The 16869-nt window shown below is 54.1% G+C and carries 11 protein-coding genes, 1 tRNA gene and 1 riboswitch; of the genes, 10 read left to right on the plus strand and 2 right to left on the minus strand.

Going from position 1 to position 16869, the window contains the following annotated elements:
- The first annotated feature begins 40 nt into the window (after positions 1 to 40).
- The 10 genes from KHW85_RS00700 to KHW85_RS00745 all read left to right on the plus strand — a co-directional run bounded on the left by KHW85_RS00700 (position 41) and on the right by KHW85_RS00745 (position 12569).
- Complete coding sequence (locus KHW85_RS00700) at positions 41 to 1324, plus strand: MFS transporter (protein ID WP_156334492.1); 1284 nt, start codon at positions 41 to 43, stop codon at positions 1322 to 1324.
- Positions 1325 to 1455: 131 nt separating this feature from the next.
- Entirely contained in the window at positions 1456 to 2145 is a 690-nt protein-coding gene (locus tag KHW85_RS00705) for a metal-dependent transcriptional regulator (protein ID WP_156334490.1), read from the plus strand.
- Between the two features lie 168 nt (positions 2146 to 2313).
- Positions 2314 to 2446, plus strand: a riboswitch (cyclic di-AMP (ydaO/yuaA leader).
- Between the two features lie 3 nt (positions 2447 to 2449).
- Positions 2450 to 3169: a C40 family peptidase gene (locus KHW85_RS00710; RefSeq protein WP_291458360.1), complete on the plus strand. Its 720-nt coding sequence runs from the start codon at positions 2450 to 2452 to the stop codon at positions 3167 to 3169.
- A gap of 158 nt (positions 3170 to 3327) precedes the next feature.
- A complete protein-coding gene (locus KHW85_RS00715; protein ID WP_291458362.1) occupies positions 3328 to 4257 on the plus strand; it encodes a universal stress protein in 930 nt (309 codons plus the stop codon).
- 109 nt (positions 4258 to 4366) lie between these two features.
- Positions 4367 to 4439 (plus strand) — tRNA-Arg (locus KHW85_RS00720).
- A 126-nt stretch (positions 4440 to 4565) separates the two neighbouring features.
- Positions 4566 to 5837: an MFS transporter gene (locus KHW85_RS00725; RefSeq protein WP_291458364.1), complete on the plus strand. Its 1272-nt coding sequence runs from the start codon at positions 4566 to 4568 to the stop codon at positions 5835 to 5837.
- Between the two features lie 193 nt (positions 5838 to 6030).
- A complete protein-coding gene (locus KHW85_RS00730) occupies positions 6031 to 7434 on the plus strand; it encodes an Ig-like domain-containing protein (protein WP_291458366.1) in 1404 nt (467 codons plus the stop codon).
- 270 nt (positions 7435 to 7704) lie between these two features.
- On the plus strand, positions 7705 to 9270 hold the full coding sequence (locus KHW85_RS00735) for an Ig-like domain-containing protein (protein WP_291458368.1): 1566 nt from the start codon (positions 7705 to 7707) through the stop codon (positions 9268 to 9270).
- Between the two features lie 279 nt (positions 9271 to 9549).
- Positions 9550 to 10857 carry an Ig-like domain-containing protein gene (locus KHW85_RS00740; RefSeq protein WP_291458370.1) on the plus strand — a complete coding sequence of 436 codons (1308 nt, stop codon included), beginning with the start codon at positions 9550 to 9552 and terminating at the stop codon, positions 10855 to 10857.
- A gap of 413 nt (positions 10858 to 11270) precedes the next feature.
- On the plus strand, positions 11271 to 12569 hold the full coding sequence (locus KHW85_RS00745; RefSeq protein ID WP_291458372.1) for an Ig-like domain-containing protein: 1299 nt from the start codon (positions 11271 to 11273) through the stop codon (positions 12567 to 12569).
- Positions 12570 to 13120: 551 nt separating this feature from the next.
- On the opposite strand, the gene KHW85_RS00750 is transcribed toward KHW85_RS00745, so the two are convergent.
- Positions 13121 to 14689 carry a molybdopterin-dependent oxidoreductase gene (locus KHW85_RS00750; RefSeq protein ID WP_178703946.1) on the minus strand — a complete coding sequence of 523 codons (1569 nt, stop codon included), beginning with the start codon at positions 14687 to 14689 and terminating at the stop codon, positions 13121 to 13123.
- 348 nt (positions 14690 to 15037) lie between these two features.
- Entirely contained in the window at positions 15038 to 16780 is a 1743-nt protein-coding gene (locus tag KHW85_RS00755) for a pyruvate dehydrogenase (RefSeq protein WP_178703942.1), read from the minus strand.
- Between the last annotated feature and the right edge of the window lie 89 nt (positions 16781 to 16869).

Consider the following 16869-nt stretch of genomic DNA (forward strand, 5'->3'; position numbering starts at 1 on the left):
CGTATCCTCAAAAGCAGTGTCGAGCGATGTGGGGGCTTTTGTGTCACGAACTTTTCAGTCATTTGAGTACCGGAGTTTCCGGCATTGGTTTGTCGCCAATGTGCTGGCTGCTTCTGCCCAGTGGATGCAGCGCGTTGCTCAGGACTGGCTTGTTCTGACCGTATTGACGCAGAACTCGTCTTTCCAAGTCGGTGTCGTCACGGCTCTCCAGTTCCTCCCCATTCTTCTTTTGAGTCCCTATGCGGGCGTCGTGGTCGACCGTCTCGATCGCAAACGAATCATCCAGGTCACCCAGACATCCTTTGGCGTTTTTGGACTCCTTTTGGGAATCATGGTTTTTACGGGGCATGCGCATCTGTGGCTGGTCTATGGCTTAGCCTTTGGCGGGGGAGTCGCTGCGGCTTTTGATTCTCCTGCGCGTCAGGCTTTTGTTTCCGAGCTTGTCCCCGCTTCATCGATTACGAATGCTGTAGCGCTCAACTCCGTTGCTTTTAATTTTGCCCGTCTGGTAGGCCCCGCAATTTCGGGCCTGATGATTGATTGGGTGGGCGAGGCCTGGGTCTTTTTTGTGAACTCGGGAATGTTCCTGATTGCCGCGATGTTCACGACATCAATTCGCCATAAAGATTTAGTGCCTCGTCGGCCGGTTCCTCGGAAGAAAGGGCAGTTGCGTGAGGGGCTTGTGTATTTACGAGGCCGTCCCGATCTCATTCTGATCATTGTTGTAGTTGGTTTTGCTTCGGCTTTGGCCTTAAACCAGCAGCTCACGACGGCTGTCATGGCGACAACGGTATTTCATAGGGGAGCGGGCCAGTACGGTATGTTGAGCGCACTGATTGCGGTCGGATCGTTTTCTGGGGCACTTTTTGCTGCGCGGCGGAGGCTTCCGCGTCTTCGTTTGGTCGTTGGCTCAACTATTGCATTGGGCGTTGTATCAACGATTCTGGCATTCACTCCCACTTATGAAACCTATGGGATCATGTGCGTTCCTACGGGTTTTGCCATGATTACCATGCTCACTTCGGCAAATGCTGCAGTTCAAACGACGACTGCGGAAGACGTGCGTGGACGAGTTTTGGCCCTGTACGGCATGGTCGTTATGGGGTCGACACCTATCGGTGCTCCCTTTGTGGGGTGGATTGGTCAGGTGATTGATGCTCGTGCCTCGATTTGGGTGGGTTCAGTTTCGACCCTGATCGTGACGATTATTGCGGCAGCGGTGTGTATGAAACGGTGGGATATCCATCTGCATGTTCGCGCGGGTGCGCACCCCATTGAAATTGAGAACCCGAATGCTCATTACGATCCCTATATGGGGAATTAGCAACATTGGCTTATCTCAATTGATGTCGAAGTTGTTCACCTGACTCCCCGTGACGCGCGGTTTTCTAAGCTAATGAACACCATGGCACGGAAATATGTACTCTGAGGTCAGAAACTACCTATGGAGGAATCGTGAGCGATCTGATCGATACCACCGAAATGTATCTCAAGACGATTTTTGAGCTTGAAGAAGACGGTGTTACGCCTCTTCGCGCTCGAATTGTCGAGCGATTGGGACACTCTGGCCCCACGGTTTCGCAAACAATTGGACGAATGGAACGTGACGGCCTCGTGCATGTCATGGGGGACCGGCGGCTAGAACTGACGGCTCTGGGGCGTGAGCGCGCCATTGAAGTTGTTCGCAAGCATCGCCTTGCTGAGCGTCTTTTGACTGATGTCATCGGTTTGGATTGGGCCCACACCCATGAGGAAGCGTGTCGCTGGGAGCACGTCATGTCGGACCAAGTCGAGCAGCGCCTCGGCGAAATTCTTCATAACCCGACGACCGATCCCTACGGAAACCCGATTCCTGGAACGGATGGGGTGTCAGACGGCATTTCGATGGAACTGGCATTGCGAATGGGGGAGTCCACCTCTGGAACGGTCACCCGAATCGGTGAACCCATCCAGGCGGAGACCGAAGTGCTGGATGCCTTCGCACGCTGCGGAGTTCGTCCGGGGGCTCGGATTAACTTCGAAGCTGACCCTCGCGAGGTCGTTCTTGAGGTAACTCACACCAATGATGGGAAGGAATCGGCGCCCGGCCAGGCCGTTCAACTGCCTTTGACGCTTGCTCCACACCTTTTCATCACGCTTAATTAAGCTCCCTGACCAGTAATTCTGAAAGTAAGCTGCAAAACCTTAAGGAAACCTGTAATATGTTCGTCATCGTTTCGTTACATTGGCGTGACATTTCAGGGTCAGTACGATAAACTCATACATGGCCGCACTGGCCGACCGTTCTTCGTTAACCGAGGTTGAACCGCGAAGAAATAGGTAAGACGAAGGTTCAACGCGGGGAAACCACTTACGACCCTTGGGTCTTGGGGTGAAGCTTGGGAAACCAAGCCGGGCTCTCCCGCCCGAACCCGACAGCTCACCTCGCAGGTCAAAGAGGAGATTACTTGTGACAACTGGTAAGCCCGCGCCGCGGCACCGCAAGGCACGCCGCCCGATGGCCCCTGTTTTCGACTTGGCTGACACGCTCACCGCGTTCAAGACACCGCTTCGTGGCACCGCTGCTGCGTCGGCCGCTGGACTCGCTCTGACCGCTGTCGTCGGTGGAACTGCAACCGCAGCCCCCGCCGTCCATGATGCCGCAGTCGATACTTCGAACAACACCGCGACCGTTCTGCCTACGACGGTTTCGGTCCCGGATATCGCCTGGTCTGCTAGTGACGAAGTTTCTGCTTCGGCTGAAGCTCCGGCTCCTGTTGCAACGACGAATGCTGCTTCGCGTGATTACACTCGCGCGGATCTTGGCGCTTCTGCCACTTCGTCTGCAGCGGTGAACCCTTCAGGTAACGACATTGTGTCGATCGCAATGTCTCTCACCGGCATTCCTTACGTCTACGGTGGCTCTACCCCCGCGGGCTTCGACTGCTCTGGCTTCACCCAGTACGTCTACGCTCGTGCAGGTATCTCCATTCCGCGTACCTCTGGTGCGCAGGGCGCGGCGGGCACCTTCGTCTCCGCTTCTGAAGCGCGTCCTGGTGACCTCGTGTGGCACGCCTACGGTCACGTGGGTATCTACGCAGGTAACGGAATGGTCGTCGAGGCTACCACCCCCGGTTCTGTGACTAAGGTCCAGCCGCTGTGGGGCAACTACAGCTTCGTGCGCTACTGAGTTTTTGTGTGATAGGGAAGGGGTCGCTTCGGCGGCCCCTTTTCTATATCCGCCCGCGCTCCGTGATATTCAGTTTTTCGCTGTGGAATCACTGAAGTACTGACATTTCACGTGTGAATAGGGCAAAATAGTGGTGACGTAATCACGAGGAGGTAGTCATGGGGACATCAGAAGTGATTTTGGTCGGTGTCGATGGCTCAAAGGAGAGCTTCGCAGCAGTCAAGTGGGCCGCAGAGCGTTCAAAGCTTCGCTCATGCAGACTTCACATTATTTGTACTTATGCCGTTGCATCGTATGCCGCGGCAACCCTAGATGGCGGATATGCGGTCCTCGACGATGCGGCTCTTAAAGAAGGCGCCTCGCAGATCGTCAAGCAAGGCGTTGACCTGGCAAAGGAAATCGGCGCTCCTGATGTTCACGGCCTCGTCGAAGCTGGTGACCCTGCGGGAATTCTTATCGACATGTCCCGCGAAGTCGACTTGATTGTCGTTGGCTCGCGCGGTGGTGGCGGTTTCGCCGACCGCCTCCTGGGAACTGTCTCTTCCGCACTTCCTGCTCATGCTCATTGCCCGGTTGTCATTGTGCCCCGTCACACCTCGGGTAAGGCTTTTACTCCCGTTGAGCGAATCGTCGTTGGCTCTGATGGCTCCGAAGGTGCGACCTCGGCGCTCAAGCGTGCGGTTGACGAGGCCGAGCTCTGGGACGCCCGCCTGACCGCAGTTGCCGCAGTCCCAATGACGACGGGTACGACGATGATGGCCTGGTTGCCAGCCAATATTGATCGCGACAAGCTCCTCAAGGATGTCAAGGAGGGGCTTGATCACGCTGTTGATGCGGCCTTAGATGGACGCCAGCGCAAGGTTGCTCGTCATGCCTTGGACGGGTCCCCCTCATCGTTGCTCATTGAGTTCTCGACTGCCGTTGATTTGGTTGTCGTCGGTACCCGAGGCCGTGGTGGCTTTGCCGGCATCTTGCTGGGGTCAACTTCGCAGACAGTGATCGCGCACTCGACCTGTCCGGTAATGGTTGTTCCTTCGAAGCATCACGACCTCTTGCCCGATCCTTCGCAGGAGTGGAGTAGGCGCTGACGATGCGTTTTTAATAGCGGCGACATCTTCGGGTGTCGCCGCTTACGTGTCTACATTCTTTTTTGAGAGTCTGAGAAACGAAGAGGTGGGTGATACCCTATGGTGGTGCGCCCTCGTAGCTCAGGGGATAGAGCACCGCTCTCCTAAAGCGGGTGTCGGACGTTCGAATCGTCTCGGGGGCACTGAAATGCAAAACGGCTTGCTCTCAGGCCGTTTTTGTGTATTCTCTATTCAGAAGGCTACCCGGGCACACGGTCGTGGCATCGGGTGAGTGAAAGACGCAGGCAGAGCAGAACGGGGAAAAAGAAGTGAACAGGGTGATTGGGCGGTTGCTGAACCATCCTCTCACGCGCAATTCTGCTTTCATGCACCTGTGGGCTGGCCAGACCGCTGCGGAGTTTGGTTTCCAAGTTGCCACTCTTGCAACCTCGGCAATCGCTATCTCTCTATTGCACGCTTCGGAGTCTGAAATCGGTGTTCTCAGCGGTTTACAGACACTCGCATTTCTCCTCATCGGTCTTCCTGCAGGTGCCTGGGTTGATCGCTGGCGTAAACGCCGGGTCATGATTGTTTCTGATCTAGCGCGAGTTTTTGCGCTGATTTCAATTCCGATCGCATATGAGTGGTTTACGCTTACGCTCACGCACCTGATGATCGTTGCTGCGCTCTTAGGGCTTGCGACAGTCTTCTTTGATGTTGCGTATCAGTCCTATGTTCCAGCAATTGCCTCCACGCGGTACATCGCGGCTGCGAATGGCCGGCTCGAGGCCTCGTACCAGGTTGGTGCTGCGGGTGGCCCTGGTTTAGGTGGCTGGCTTTTGGGGGTCTTTGCGCCTCCGCTTGCCTACGTATTTACCGCAGCAACGTACGTGTTTTCGACGGTGGCGATTTGGCGAATTCGAACACCTGAGCCTAAACCCGAGCGCCCTAGTGCTTCGTTGTTTGCGCAAATCCGCGAGGGGTTGAGCTTCGTTCGACACGAGCGTCTGCTTTTTCCCCTGTTCTCGTGTATCTCCTTTGCTGCTTTTACGGGTTCAGGGTTGCGAGTTCTCTTGCCGATTTTGGTGCTTCGAACACTGGGCATGAATGCGACGCAACTAGGGGTACTTCTGAGTGCGGGAGCGATTGGCGGCATTTTTGGCGCGATGACTCGTTCCCTGTGGCTTGGGCGCCTAGGGATCGGGCGTTGCATTGTGATCACTTACGTCATTGGAGTCTCGATCCTTGTCTTGCAGCCGGCGGCACTTCATGTGCCCGAGATTGCGGACTGGGTCATCGCTGGCGCGGCAATTGTCTACTCCTATTTCATTACCATCTACAACGTGACGCAGATGAGTTTGCGGCAGGAAATTTGCCCTAAGTGGATGCTTGGGCGTATGAATGCAACCTTCCGTTTCGCGGTGTGGGGAGTGATGCCCCTGGGATCGGTCGCTGCAGGTCTTCTTGCCTCCATCGTGGGTGTCGAAGCTGCCATGTATATCTTCGTTGTTCTGTCAGTGCTTGCTGGTGTCGTGATGGCTTTCACTCCCGCGGCCAGGATTAAAGATTCTCACATGGCTTTGGATCCGAGTCAAAACTGAATATTGTCTGAGATCTGAGACGTCTTAGTTGCCATAATTATGTGATCTACCGAGCTTCTTTTTATGTAATTACTCAGCTTTTGGGGCATTTCTCAATTTTTACTTAATTTTATCTGTATATAGTCAGTGCTAGTATTTGAGGATCTGAGATTTTTACCTTGCTGAAGAGGTGCATCGTGTTATGGAGTCAGATATGAAGCGTGCTTTACGGGTTCCCTCATGGCTTGCGATCGGGGCGGCAGGCGCCTTGGTGTGTGTGAGTTCTTTGCTGGGGGTTGTGACAAGTGACCAATCTGCAGAGGCCGCTCAAATTGATGCCGTGACGGGAGCGAAGATTACTAATACGTCTACGCCAGCCGGTCCGAACCACGTCTACGACAATTTCAAGCTCGAGCTTACTTTTGATACAACCGGAAAGACGGTCGCTGAGAACGATACTCTTAATATTCAGCTCCCCAGGGAGCTGCGAACTCGGAGTACTTCTTTCGATGTGACCGATATGGAATCGGGTGGTGTTGCGCTGCGCTGCACTGTTCCTGCAGCTGAAGGTCCAGAAGTGACCTGTGTTTTCACTGATTTCATGGCAACTCATATAAATGCTAGGGGAAATATCGTCCTTGTCGCAGATTCGGTGAAAGAAACGACAAGTGAAGTGCTTCATGCGACGATTAATCACTCAGTTGATATTCCGATGTCCCTTGATCATGGGGCAATTGTCAAGCCCAAAATAGGTTTCGCCCCGGAGACGCCGTATAAGTACGGGTGGCAGCTGCATGATGGTCATCCTGACCGCTTCACGTGGGAGATCTTCATTCCTGAGCGGCATATTGGTGAAAACACCATAACGGTCAATGACACTTTTGATTCCTCGTACGGTGGCTACCGTCTTTTCAATGATATGAGCAGTGAAAATGCGTGGCAGCGTACCCACCTTATGAAGTGGAATTCGCTGGAAGACTTTAAAGCGGATCCCAACCATGAACGTCCTGCGGAGAGTGTTTCGGTAGGAGGTGCAATTAATGGAGGGATCTTCCAGATGACGGATACGGCGGATGGCTTCCGTGTTTCATTCCCAAATACTAAGGGTGATGCGTACTACGTTCTCAAGTACTACACGGTTCTGAATGTCCCAGCTAATGCGAAGGTTGGCAGTACTTTTGCAAATACAGCGGTTGTGAATGGGCAAAAGTCTGAGAATACTATTGCCATTAAGACTGCTGGTTGGGGAGACTTGGATGCAGATCAAAAGACCACACCAACGCCTGAGCCTACCCCGTCCACTACGACGCCAACGCCTGAGCCGACCCCGTCTACAACGACGCCAACGCCTGAGCCTACCCCGTCTACAACGACGCCAACGCCTGAGCCGACCCCGTCCACTACGACTCCTGAGCCGGAACCCACTCCGTCTACCACGACTCCTGAGCCGGAACCCACAGCCTCGACGACAAGTCCATCACCGACTTCGTCAACAAGCGCAAGTTTGCCTCCTCAAAAGGTTCTTGCCCGTACGGGAAGTGACGTTGCGCTGATCGGACTTTTGATGGTGTTACTTGGAATTTCAGGAGCCGCACTCATTGCCCGTCGGGCGCAATGATTGATCGGTGATCGTGAGCGTGGCTGGTGCGTATTTTTGCACCAGCCACGTTTTCTATAAGGATCTGGATTTGTCGTATGGCTTTCATCCGCATAGGAGTATTGCGGAAGAATAATACTCGCCTCGCGCCTTATTAATTAGGAGTTTTCCTTGCAATATCAGGAAAATGTAGAAAGTGTGAGAAATCTCTGAACTTAGGCTGTACGTTGCTGTGTTAGCATTCAAATTGCCTCAATACAGTTCGACGTTCTCAACGAAAGATAACTTGTGATGAACTCTAAAGTGATACGCGTTCGCCCGCTGTGTTCTTGGGGAGCAACGGCAGTCGCTTGTACGCTAGTTGGTGCTGGAGCTGCTGTCGGTGTGATGACCTCGAACGGCGTCGCGCATGCCGCGGATGTCAATGTGGTTACCGATGCGTCGATCAAGAATACCTCGCATCCAAATGGTCCCAACAATGTCTTCGACTCTTTCAGTGCCGTTTTCTCCTTCGATACGACCGGTAAGACTGTAGCCGAAAATGACACGCTTACCATTAAGCTTCCCAAGGAATTGAGGACCCGTCAGGCCTCTTTCGATGTGACTGATGCTCAGACCGGTGGCGTAGCGCTTCGGTGCTCGGTTCCTTCTGGCGAAGGGCCTGAGCTTACCTGCATTTTCACCGACTATATGAAGACGCATGAAAATGCGAGGGGTCAGATCCACTTGGTTGGTGAAACAGCCGCCGAATCTTCAAGTGAAAATTTGAGCTTCACTGTGAATCACACGGTGACCCTTCCTGTACCCATGCCTAATGGCAAGATTGTCCCGAAAGCTAATGCTCATGCGCCTGCGACGGCCTATAAGGATGGTTGGCAGCTTCACAACGGGCATGATGAGCGCTTTACGTGGGAGGTCTACATCCCTGAGCGCCAAAACCATGCAAGCACCATCAGCGTGACCGATACTTTTGATCCCGCCAACGGTGGCTACCGTCTTTTCAATGATCCGAATGGTGCATGGCAGCGTACGCGTCTTCTGAAGTGGAATTCGCTGGAAGACTTCCAGAACGACCCGAAGCGTGAGAATTTTGCTGAAAAGGTCGACGTTGGTGGCTCCATCAATGGCGGCACCTTCACCATGACGGAGACTGCTAACGGTTTTGTCGCATCTTTCCCGAACTCGGGTGGCGATGCTTACTACCTGCTCAAGTACTACACAGAACTGAAGGTTCCTGCGAACGCAAGCGTCGGCAGTGCTTTCAAGAACACTGCTGTCGTTAATGAGCAAGTTGCTGAGAAGAGTATCGTCATTAACACCGCCGGTTGGGGCGATGTCGATGCAGATAAGAAGAAGACACCGAGCCCGACTCCGTCTACCACGACGCCGAGCCCGACTCCGTCTACCACGACGCCGACGCCTTCGCCGACTCCGTCTACCACGACGCCTTCGCCGACTCCGTCCACTACGACGCCTTCGCCGACTCCGTCTACCACGACGCCTTCGCCGACTCCGTCCACTACGACGCCTTCGCCGACTCCGTCTACCACGACGCCGACGCCTGAGCCCACTCCGTCCACTACGACGCCGACGCCTGAGCCCACTCCGTCCACTACGACGCCGACGCCTGAGCCCACTCCGTCTACCACGACGCCTGAGCCTGAACCCACTCCGTCTACCACGACGCCTGAGCCTGAACCCACTCCGTCTACCACGACGCCTGAGCCCAGTGTTTCAACCTCGACTGAAGCTCCTAAGGTTCTGGCCCATACGGGTGCAAGTGCTGCGATTGTCCTTCTCGCCGGTGCCTTGGCTGGCACGCTGGGCGCAATGCTTTCGCGTCGACGCGCACAGTAATTTAATTTCTCGCTAGTCTGATTGACCGGTGTCTCCGTGCGGAGACACCGGTCGAATCATTTTGTACGCAAAATGCTCTAGGGGGTAGCCTGGAGACTCTTTATGACGTAGCTCAACATACATCGGTATTTGTCTGAAAAAATTTCTGAGAATCCGCAGAAAATGACCAAGAATTCTGATGTTATTCACGGTGTAACCTGAGTTGAGGCTGGATGTTGGCGTGATAATCTTTTAGTGTTCGGTCACTCTTGTGACAACCCTCCAGAAAGAAATAACTTCATGATTTTCAATGCTACAAGCGTGCGCGTGCGTCGCGTTTCGGTTGCCGGTGCTCTTGCATGCACGCTTGCCGGAGCCAGCGTGATGTCTGTTGTTACCGCTTCGTCTTCGCAAGCTGCTGATCACTATCCCGTTGCGGTTGATCAGGTCGTCAAGAACGTCGTGATGAAAAACCGTTCGACTCCGGATGGCCCCAACCATGTGTGGGATAACTTCACCATGGATTTCAGCTTCGATACGACTGGTGTGGAAGTTGCCGAAACTGACACCATTACAATTCAGCTTCCCAGTGACTTGCGTACTCGTGCTGCTTCCTTTGACGTTACAGATAAGAACACCGGTGGCGTCGCAATGAAGTGTGTCATTCCCGATGGCGAGGGACAGACGCTGCGCTGTGCGTTTACGGACTACGCAGATAACCACATCAACATAAAGGGCGATATCCATGTCCTGGCGGACGTTACGCGCCCGACCACTTCAACGCACTTTGAGTTCAAGTTGAGTCATGACATTACGCTGCCTGCAGATATTGAGCATGGCAACGTCGTTCCGAATGCAGTTGGGTATGCTCCTGATACTCCGTGGAAGAACGGCTGGCAGCTTCATGAAGGCCACAAGGAACGCTTTACCTGGCAGGTCTTCATCCCAGAGCGTAAAATACGCTCCAACATTATTTCGGTGACTGACACTTTCGACACCGCTAATGGTGGTTACAAGCTTTTCAATGATCCGTCAACGGATCCGAATGCTTGGCAGCGTACCCGCTTGCTCAAGTGGAATTCGCTTGCGGAATTCAAGGCTGACCCCAGTTACCAGAAGTACAACGAGAGCATTCCGGTTGGAGGTGCGGTCAATGGTGGCACCTTTGCCATGACCGAGACCTCGACCGGGTTCGTTGCTTCTTTCCCGAACTCGAACAGCGATGCGTACTACATGATCGAGTACTACACGGTGCTGAATGCTCCTGAAGATGCGAAGCCCGGAAACGTTTTCAATAACAAGGCTGATGTCAATGGGATGACCGCTGAGCACAGTATCGCGATCGATACGGTTGGCTGGGGTGACCTCTCGAGTGAGAATCGCCCGACTCCTCCCGCTCCCTCGACCTCGACTCCTCCCGCTACCACGGTGACCCCATCGCCCTCTGAGTCGACAACCGAGGCGGCCCCTTCCCCTTCCACCAGCACCGCTCCTACGCCTAATACTCCCTTGGCCCGTACAGGTGTTATGAGTGTTCCGATGATTGGTTTGGGTGCACTGGGACTAGCATTGGGTGCCGCGCTCATGCGTCGTCGTCAGCAGGCCTAAGTCTGAACGAGGCGCACTTCTCTGTAGAGAAGTAACAGCTGAACTGTGGGCTCCATCCTTGTGGGTGGGGCCCACAACTTTACCTAGAAGCAGCGTTATTTTGCGATTTTGCACGAATATGTGCTGGTGGTCAGTTGTATGTAGCCGGAAAGATGCGAATTTGTAGTGCTGCGTAACTTCCGGCTTTTGAATCTCTAACGATGTGTCAATAACTGGGATTTACTCAGGAATATTCAGAAATGTATCGGGGAATCCGCTGATATTGAATGCGTATATCGTTGATATTCTGCGGATTTCCTGAAATTGGTATTGTTGTTTGAGAAAAAATCGCTTGACCAAAGCTGAAGATGAAAGTGTTAGCCTGAAAGGGCTTAGCCGCTTAAGCGGTATCCCTCCAGAAAGACACATACGTCATGAATAACGAAGCTACGCGCGCGCAGTTGCGTCGCGTTCCTCTTGCTGGGACACTCACAGTCGCTTTGCTCGGCGCCGGCGCGCTCAGCGTTTTTGCGCCCACTGCCCCGGCGGCCTCGGCGGCTGAAGTGAATGGAATCATCACCAGCGTCAATGTTGCTAATGAATTTAGTCCCAATGGGCCAAATCGGCTTTGGGATTACTTCTCGGCCGATCTGACCTTCGATACCAGCGGTAAGAGCGTGAAGCAGGGCGATACTCTGACCATCGACCTGCCGGCTGAATTGCGTACCCGTAACGCGACCTTCGACGTCACCGATAAGAAGACCGGCGGAGTTGCTTTGAACTGTACGGTGCCTTTCGGTCTTGGGCAGACGGTCACCTGTACGTTTACGGACTACGTGAATACGCACGTAAACGCGAAGGGTGATATCCACGTTCGTGCGGATATGGCTTCGACGACTACGGATGCGTCCTTGACTTTCAAGATCAACCACAAAGTGGAGATCAAAGCCGATATTCCCAATGGCAACGTTGTGGTGAACAAGGAGGCTTGGGTGCCTCCGAGCCCGTGGAAGTATGGTTGGCAGCTCCACGACGGACACAATGAGCGCTTCACCTGGGAAATTCATATTCCTGCAAAATCGATCCAAGCGCCCGTTATTTCGGTGACGGACACCTTCGATACCGCTCATGGTGGTTACAAGCTCTTCAATGATCCGTCAACGGATCCGAATGCTTGGCAGCATACTCGCTTGCTGAAGTGGAATAGTACAGAGGCCTACAAGAAGGACCCCTACCACGCGCATCCTTCTTCACGGGTGAAGGTCGGTGAGGCGATCAACGGTGGTACTTTCACCTTGACCGAAACCTCGACTGGCTTCGTTGCCTCTTTCCCGAACTCCAACGATGATGCGATCTATGAGCTCAAGTACTACACCGAGCTTAATTCTCCAGAGGGACTCAAGATTGGTAACTCCTTCAATAACACCGCTGATGTCAACGGAGTGACCGCGAAGAAGGAAATCAAAGTTGAGACCGTTGGCTGGGGCAATGTCGAGGGACAGCTGCGTACGACTCCTCCGACACCGTCCGTCACGACTCCTCCGGCTACCACGGTGACCCCGTCTCCCTCTGTGTCGACGACCGAGGCCACTCCTTCCCCTTCAACCAGTACCACTCCTTCGCCGAAGACTCCCTTGGCGCATACCGGTGTTATGACTGCTCCGGCAATCGGTTTGGGTGTGCTTGGACTGGCATTGGGCGCTGCGCTGATGCGTCGTCGTCAGCAGGCCTGAGGGTAGGTCTGAAACTTCGGCTAAAAACTGAGGTTTAATGCCTGACGAGTAAATCCCCTGAATCACGAGGGACGTCTCAGGCGTAAACGCGGTACACGTACTGGTGGGCTCCATCTACATAGATGGAGCCCACCAGTGTTTATTGTGACTCTGCACGTGCCTAAATATGCGTTCCGCAGGTCGCATTCGTCCTTTGAAATGTAGCCTAAGTACTCCTTTGTCCGGTGTAGTGGCTGAAGAGGACTGGATTATAGCTTCTGTCCTGTGGGGACATGAGGAGGGGCTTTGAGCAGGAGGGGAGTGGGGATCTGGTTAATGGGAAGACGGAGAAATGCGCGAAAGTACATGTATGTAGTAGTGGGGGGCTGCCAATTTGATTGGCAGCCCCCCATAGTGCGAACAAACACGTATCACGTCATCCGCTTGCCTGATCTCTTAGATCTGTCACATGAAGTCGACGAAAAGCATAGGTTATAGCCTGTGTCTTTTGCTGACTTCGTGTGGAGTAGAGGGCCGGATGGAACGGATGGGCCGGATGGACACCCTGTGCTTTATGCGCGCGCGTCAAAGTGTTGCAGGCCGGAGTCCTCACGGGAACCGCCCTGACCATCGCCGACATCGTGGTAGTCGTGAATCCATTCAATGCGGTGAACCCACTTGACCATCTTGTAGCCGTGCTGAGAATCGGCACGCAGGCGAAGGGGGCCGCCGTAAACGTCGGGCAAGGGCTCACCGTTCATGGCCCATGCGAGGATGCATTCATCATCGTCAACCATGGAAGGCTCCAGGCACTCGTAGTACGGAGTGGTCGGACCGCCGTCGTACATATGTCCCACGTGTCCGTAGGAAGTGACCATAACGTAGCGTGCGCCCTCAGTTGGCTTCACCAAAGCTAAGACGTCCTTCAAACGGATGCCTTCCCACTTTGCGATGCCGGTCCATCCCTGCATGCAGGTGTGCATGGTGATGTTAGTGACGTGGCCAAGTGCCTTGAGCTCATCAATCGAGAAGGACTTCTCTTCCTCGACCAAACCGCCAATCTCCAGGCGGTAGTCCTCGAAGCCGCGTTCACGCATGTCAACCCACTCTTCGGATTGCTCGCGTGTCGGGGGACGAGTGTTCACCCAGTGGAAAGGCGAAATATCGTCTTCGGTGAAGGTGCGTGTCTTGACCTGACGAGAGTGCATCTTGTCGAGGGTGAGCGAACGGATGGGCTGGGTTGCTCCCCAGATCAGGCGCTGTGTGCGGCGCTTGTCAGTCAACGACCAGTAGGATGCGCCGATCCATAGAGCGATTGCAAAAACAATTCCAAGGATCAGCATTGTCACAGCTTGGGCGAATTGTGCTGCAGTAATGTCGTTGTAGTTTTCGCCCAACATCATGTGTGCGATGTTGTACTGCGGGTGAACCACAAAAACCAGGGCAACGTGAATCACTACAAATACGCAGTAGAAAGCCATTCCAAGGAAGTGGATGGAACGTGCTGTCTGACGGTTATGGAAGAGCTTGACGTAGCGAGGGAAGCGCCCCGCGAAGGTCGGAGACATGACCGGTCCGGTTGCAATCATCAAAGGCGCAACGATGAAGACAACTGTGAAGTACATGAGCTTCTGCAGGGCATCATAGGGCTGGAAGTGCTCGATTGAAGGGATCTGCAAGCCCATGTAGATCTTGGCGCTTTCCCAGGCCTCGGGGAAAATCGACCATGACGTAGGGACGATGCGGCGCCACTGGCCCGTTCCAAAAAGTAGAGCAACGTAGATAAAACCGTTGAGCAACCAGATTGAGGTAACTAGGGCGTGCCATGCGCGTCCAAGTCCAATTTCGCCTCGTCCGGGGAGAGAGATCAGTGGGTGAAGACTGCGCTGATCGTCGCGAGCGGTGAACTCACCGGGGACAGTCGAAACCTTGTCCTTGGTGAATTTGATCCACTCAGAGCCGGGGGTGCAGTGGTTATTCCAGTACAGTCGTGGGTGAGATGCTAGAACTTCCCAGCCGGATCGAATGAGGAACCCCATCATGATGAAGTTGATGAAGTGGGTAATTCGAAGCCACGCAGGGAAGGTATCCAGATCAACGCCGTTCACGATATTCGCGACTGCAATAAATGAGTGCGACATGGTGATTCCTTAGTCGATGCTGACACAGTAACACTTTCAGTTTAGGACGCATTTGTCATAAAAAAGGAAAAAATCGAATTTATTTACGAATCTCGCTCAATTTGTCACAATCGCATCGTTATGCAAGAAAATAACGATTTTAGGAAGAATTAAAACGATAGTTTTTAAGCTGCGTGAAAATTCGTTTACTGGTTGAAATTGCGACAAGGGTGGCGAAAGCAATTCGGGACCTTTGTCCTAATTGGCGAGGCCGCGGCAGAGGTGTGCAAAGAAGTGCGCACTACCCGGCCGCGGCCTCGTCAAGGAGAAGAAGCGCTATGAGGAAACTAAGAAAGCGCTCCCTCAGACTTACAGGCGCGGAATGTTACGCATATTGGAAGTTGCCATTGCGACAGCTTCGCCAGCGCCGCGGTTGAGGACAATCTTGCTCATCGCGGTCGCGAAACCAATCACCTGTCCCGAACGGATCTCAGGCGGAAGTGAGAGTGCGTTCGGGTCGGTCATGACCTCGATTAAGGCGGGGCCGTTGTATGCGAAGGCCTCTTGGAGCGCTCCGCGCAGGCGGCTGGGTTCGGTAACGCGCTCGCCGTGGAAACCGATTGCGCTTGCGACTTCCGCGTAGTTCACGTCGTGGACATCGGTGCCGTAATCGGGCAGGCCGTTGACCAGCATCTCAAGTTTCACCATGCCCAGTGTCGAGTTGTTGAAGACAACAACCTTGACGGGCAGGTCGTACATGCGCGCGGTTACCAGCTCGCCAAGCAGCATTGAAAGGCCACCATCGCCAGAGACGGAAATGACCTGACGGTTCGGGAAGGCAACCTGCGCTCCGATTGCGTGAGGAAGCGCATTGGCCATCGAGCCGTGTAAGAAAGAGCCGATGAGGCGACGGGTGCCAAGCGGGTCGATGTAGCGTGCGGTCCACACGTTGCACATGCCCGTGTCAGCCGTAAAGATTGCATCCTTTGATGCAACCTCATTGAGAATGTGAGCAGCGTACTCGGGGTGAATCGGTTTCATGTGCTCCGCATTGCGTGTGTAAGCTCCAACGGGGGAGTGCATGATCTTGGAGTGCTTCTTGATCTTGGCCTTAAGGAAGGCATCCGAACGATCGCGATCGAGCAGCGGTAAGAGCGCAGCGATCAAGGGCTTAACGTCGCTGTGGATCGGGAGCGAAATGTCGGTACGGCGTCCCAGCTTTTCCGGATGGTTTTCGACCTGGACGGTGAAGGTGCCAGGCAGGAATTGATCGTAGGGGAAGTCGGTGCCCAGCATGATGAGAACATCTGCATCATTCATGCCCTCAGCTGCTGCGCCGTAACCCAGCAGGCCGGTCATACCTACATCAAAGGGGTTGTCGTACTGGATGAAGTCCTTGCCGCGCAGGGTGTGGCCAATGGGTGCCTTCAAAACGTCGGCGAGCTCGATGACTTCGTCATGAGCACCCTCCACACCGGCGCCAGCGAAGATTGCAACCTTCTTTGCGCGGTTAAGAACGTCTGCGAGCTGGCGGACATCTTCCTCATTCGGGCTCAGCACGGGGCGTCGGGAAGGCACGTACTTCGGTGAAGGAGAAGTTGCCTTCAGGTCAGAGACATCACCGGGAAGGCTGATGACTGAAACGCCAGAAAGTTCAACAGCGTGACGGATTGCAGCGTTAACGACGCGCGGGGCCTGCTCGGCACTGGAAATCATCTCGTTGTAAACCGAGCACTCATTAAACAAGCGATCGGGATGCGTCTCTTGGAAGTACATCTGGCCGATTTGGACGCTGGGGATGTGCGAGGCGATTGCCAGAACGGGGGCAGCAGAGCGCTGTGCATCGTACAGCCCGTTGATTAAGTGAAGGTTGCCCGGTCCGCACGAACCTGCGCATACTGCAAGCTTTCCGGTCAGTTGTGCTTCAGCGGCTGCGGCAAAAGCGGCGGCCTCTTCGTGGCGGACATGGACCCAATCGATACCGCCCTTCTTGCTGCCGCCAGACTTGCGGATTGCATCGACAATGGGGTTGAGCGAGTCTCCAACAATGCCATAGACGCGGTGGACACCAGCGTCGATCAGTTGGGAGACAAGCTGCTCTGCAACGTTCATAGTCGCTCCTTGGTCTTTGAGTGAGCATTCCGTGAAGTGTGGGCGTTCAGTCCAGACAAACACGATCTGCTTCGAACAAAACCAGCGTA

Origin of the sequence: Actinomyces sp. oral taxon 181, assembly GCF_018370895.1 — a bacterium.
GTDB lineage: Bacteria > Actinomycetota > Actinomycetes > Actinomycetales > Actinomycetaceae > Pauljensenia.

Excerpts from the sequence above, each read along its gene's own strand:
- KHW85_RS00715 (WP_291458362.1), top strand. The coding sequence starts at position 3,328 with ATGGGGACATCAGAAGTGATTTTGGTCGGTGTCGATGGCTCAAAGGAG.
- KHW85_RS00730 (WP_291458366.1), top strand. The coding sequence starts at position 6,031 with ATGAAGCGTGCTTTACGGGTTCCCTCATGGCTTGCGATCGGGGCGGCA.
- KHW85_RS00735 (WP_291458368.1), top strand. The coding sequence starts at position 7,705 with ATGAACTCTAAAGTGATACGCGTTCGCCCGCTGTGTTCTTGGGGAGCA.
- KHW85_RS00740 (WP_291458370.1), top strand. The coding sequence starts at position 9,550 with ATGATTTTCAATGCTACAAGCGTGCGCGTGCGTCGCGTTTCGGTTGCC.
- KHW85_RS00745 (WP_291458372.1), top strand. The coding sequence starts at position 11,271 with ATGAATAACGAAGCTACGCGCGCGCAGTTGCGTCGCGTTCCTCTTGCT.
- KHW85_RS00750 (WP_178703946.1), bottom strand. The coding sequence starts at position 14,689 with ATGTCGCACTCATTTATTGCAGTCGCGAATATCGTGAACGGCGTTGAT.
- KHW85_RS00755 (WP_178703942.1), bottom strand. The coding sequence starts at position 16,780 with ATGAACGTTGCAGAGCAGCTTGTCTCCCAACTGATCGACGCTGGTGTC.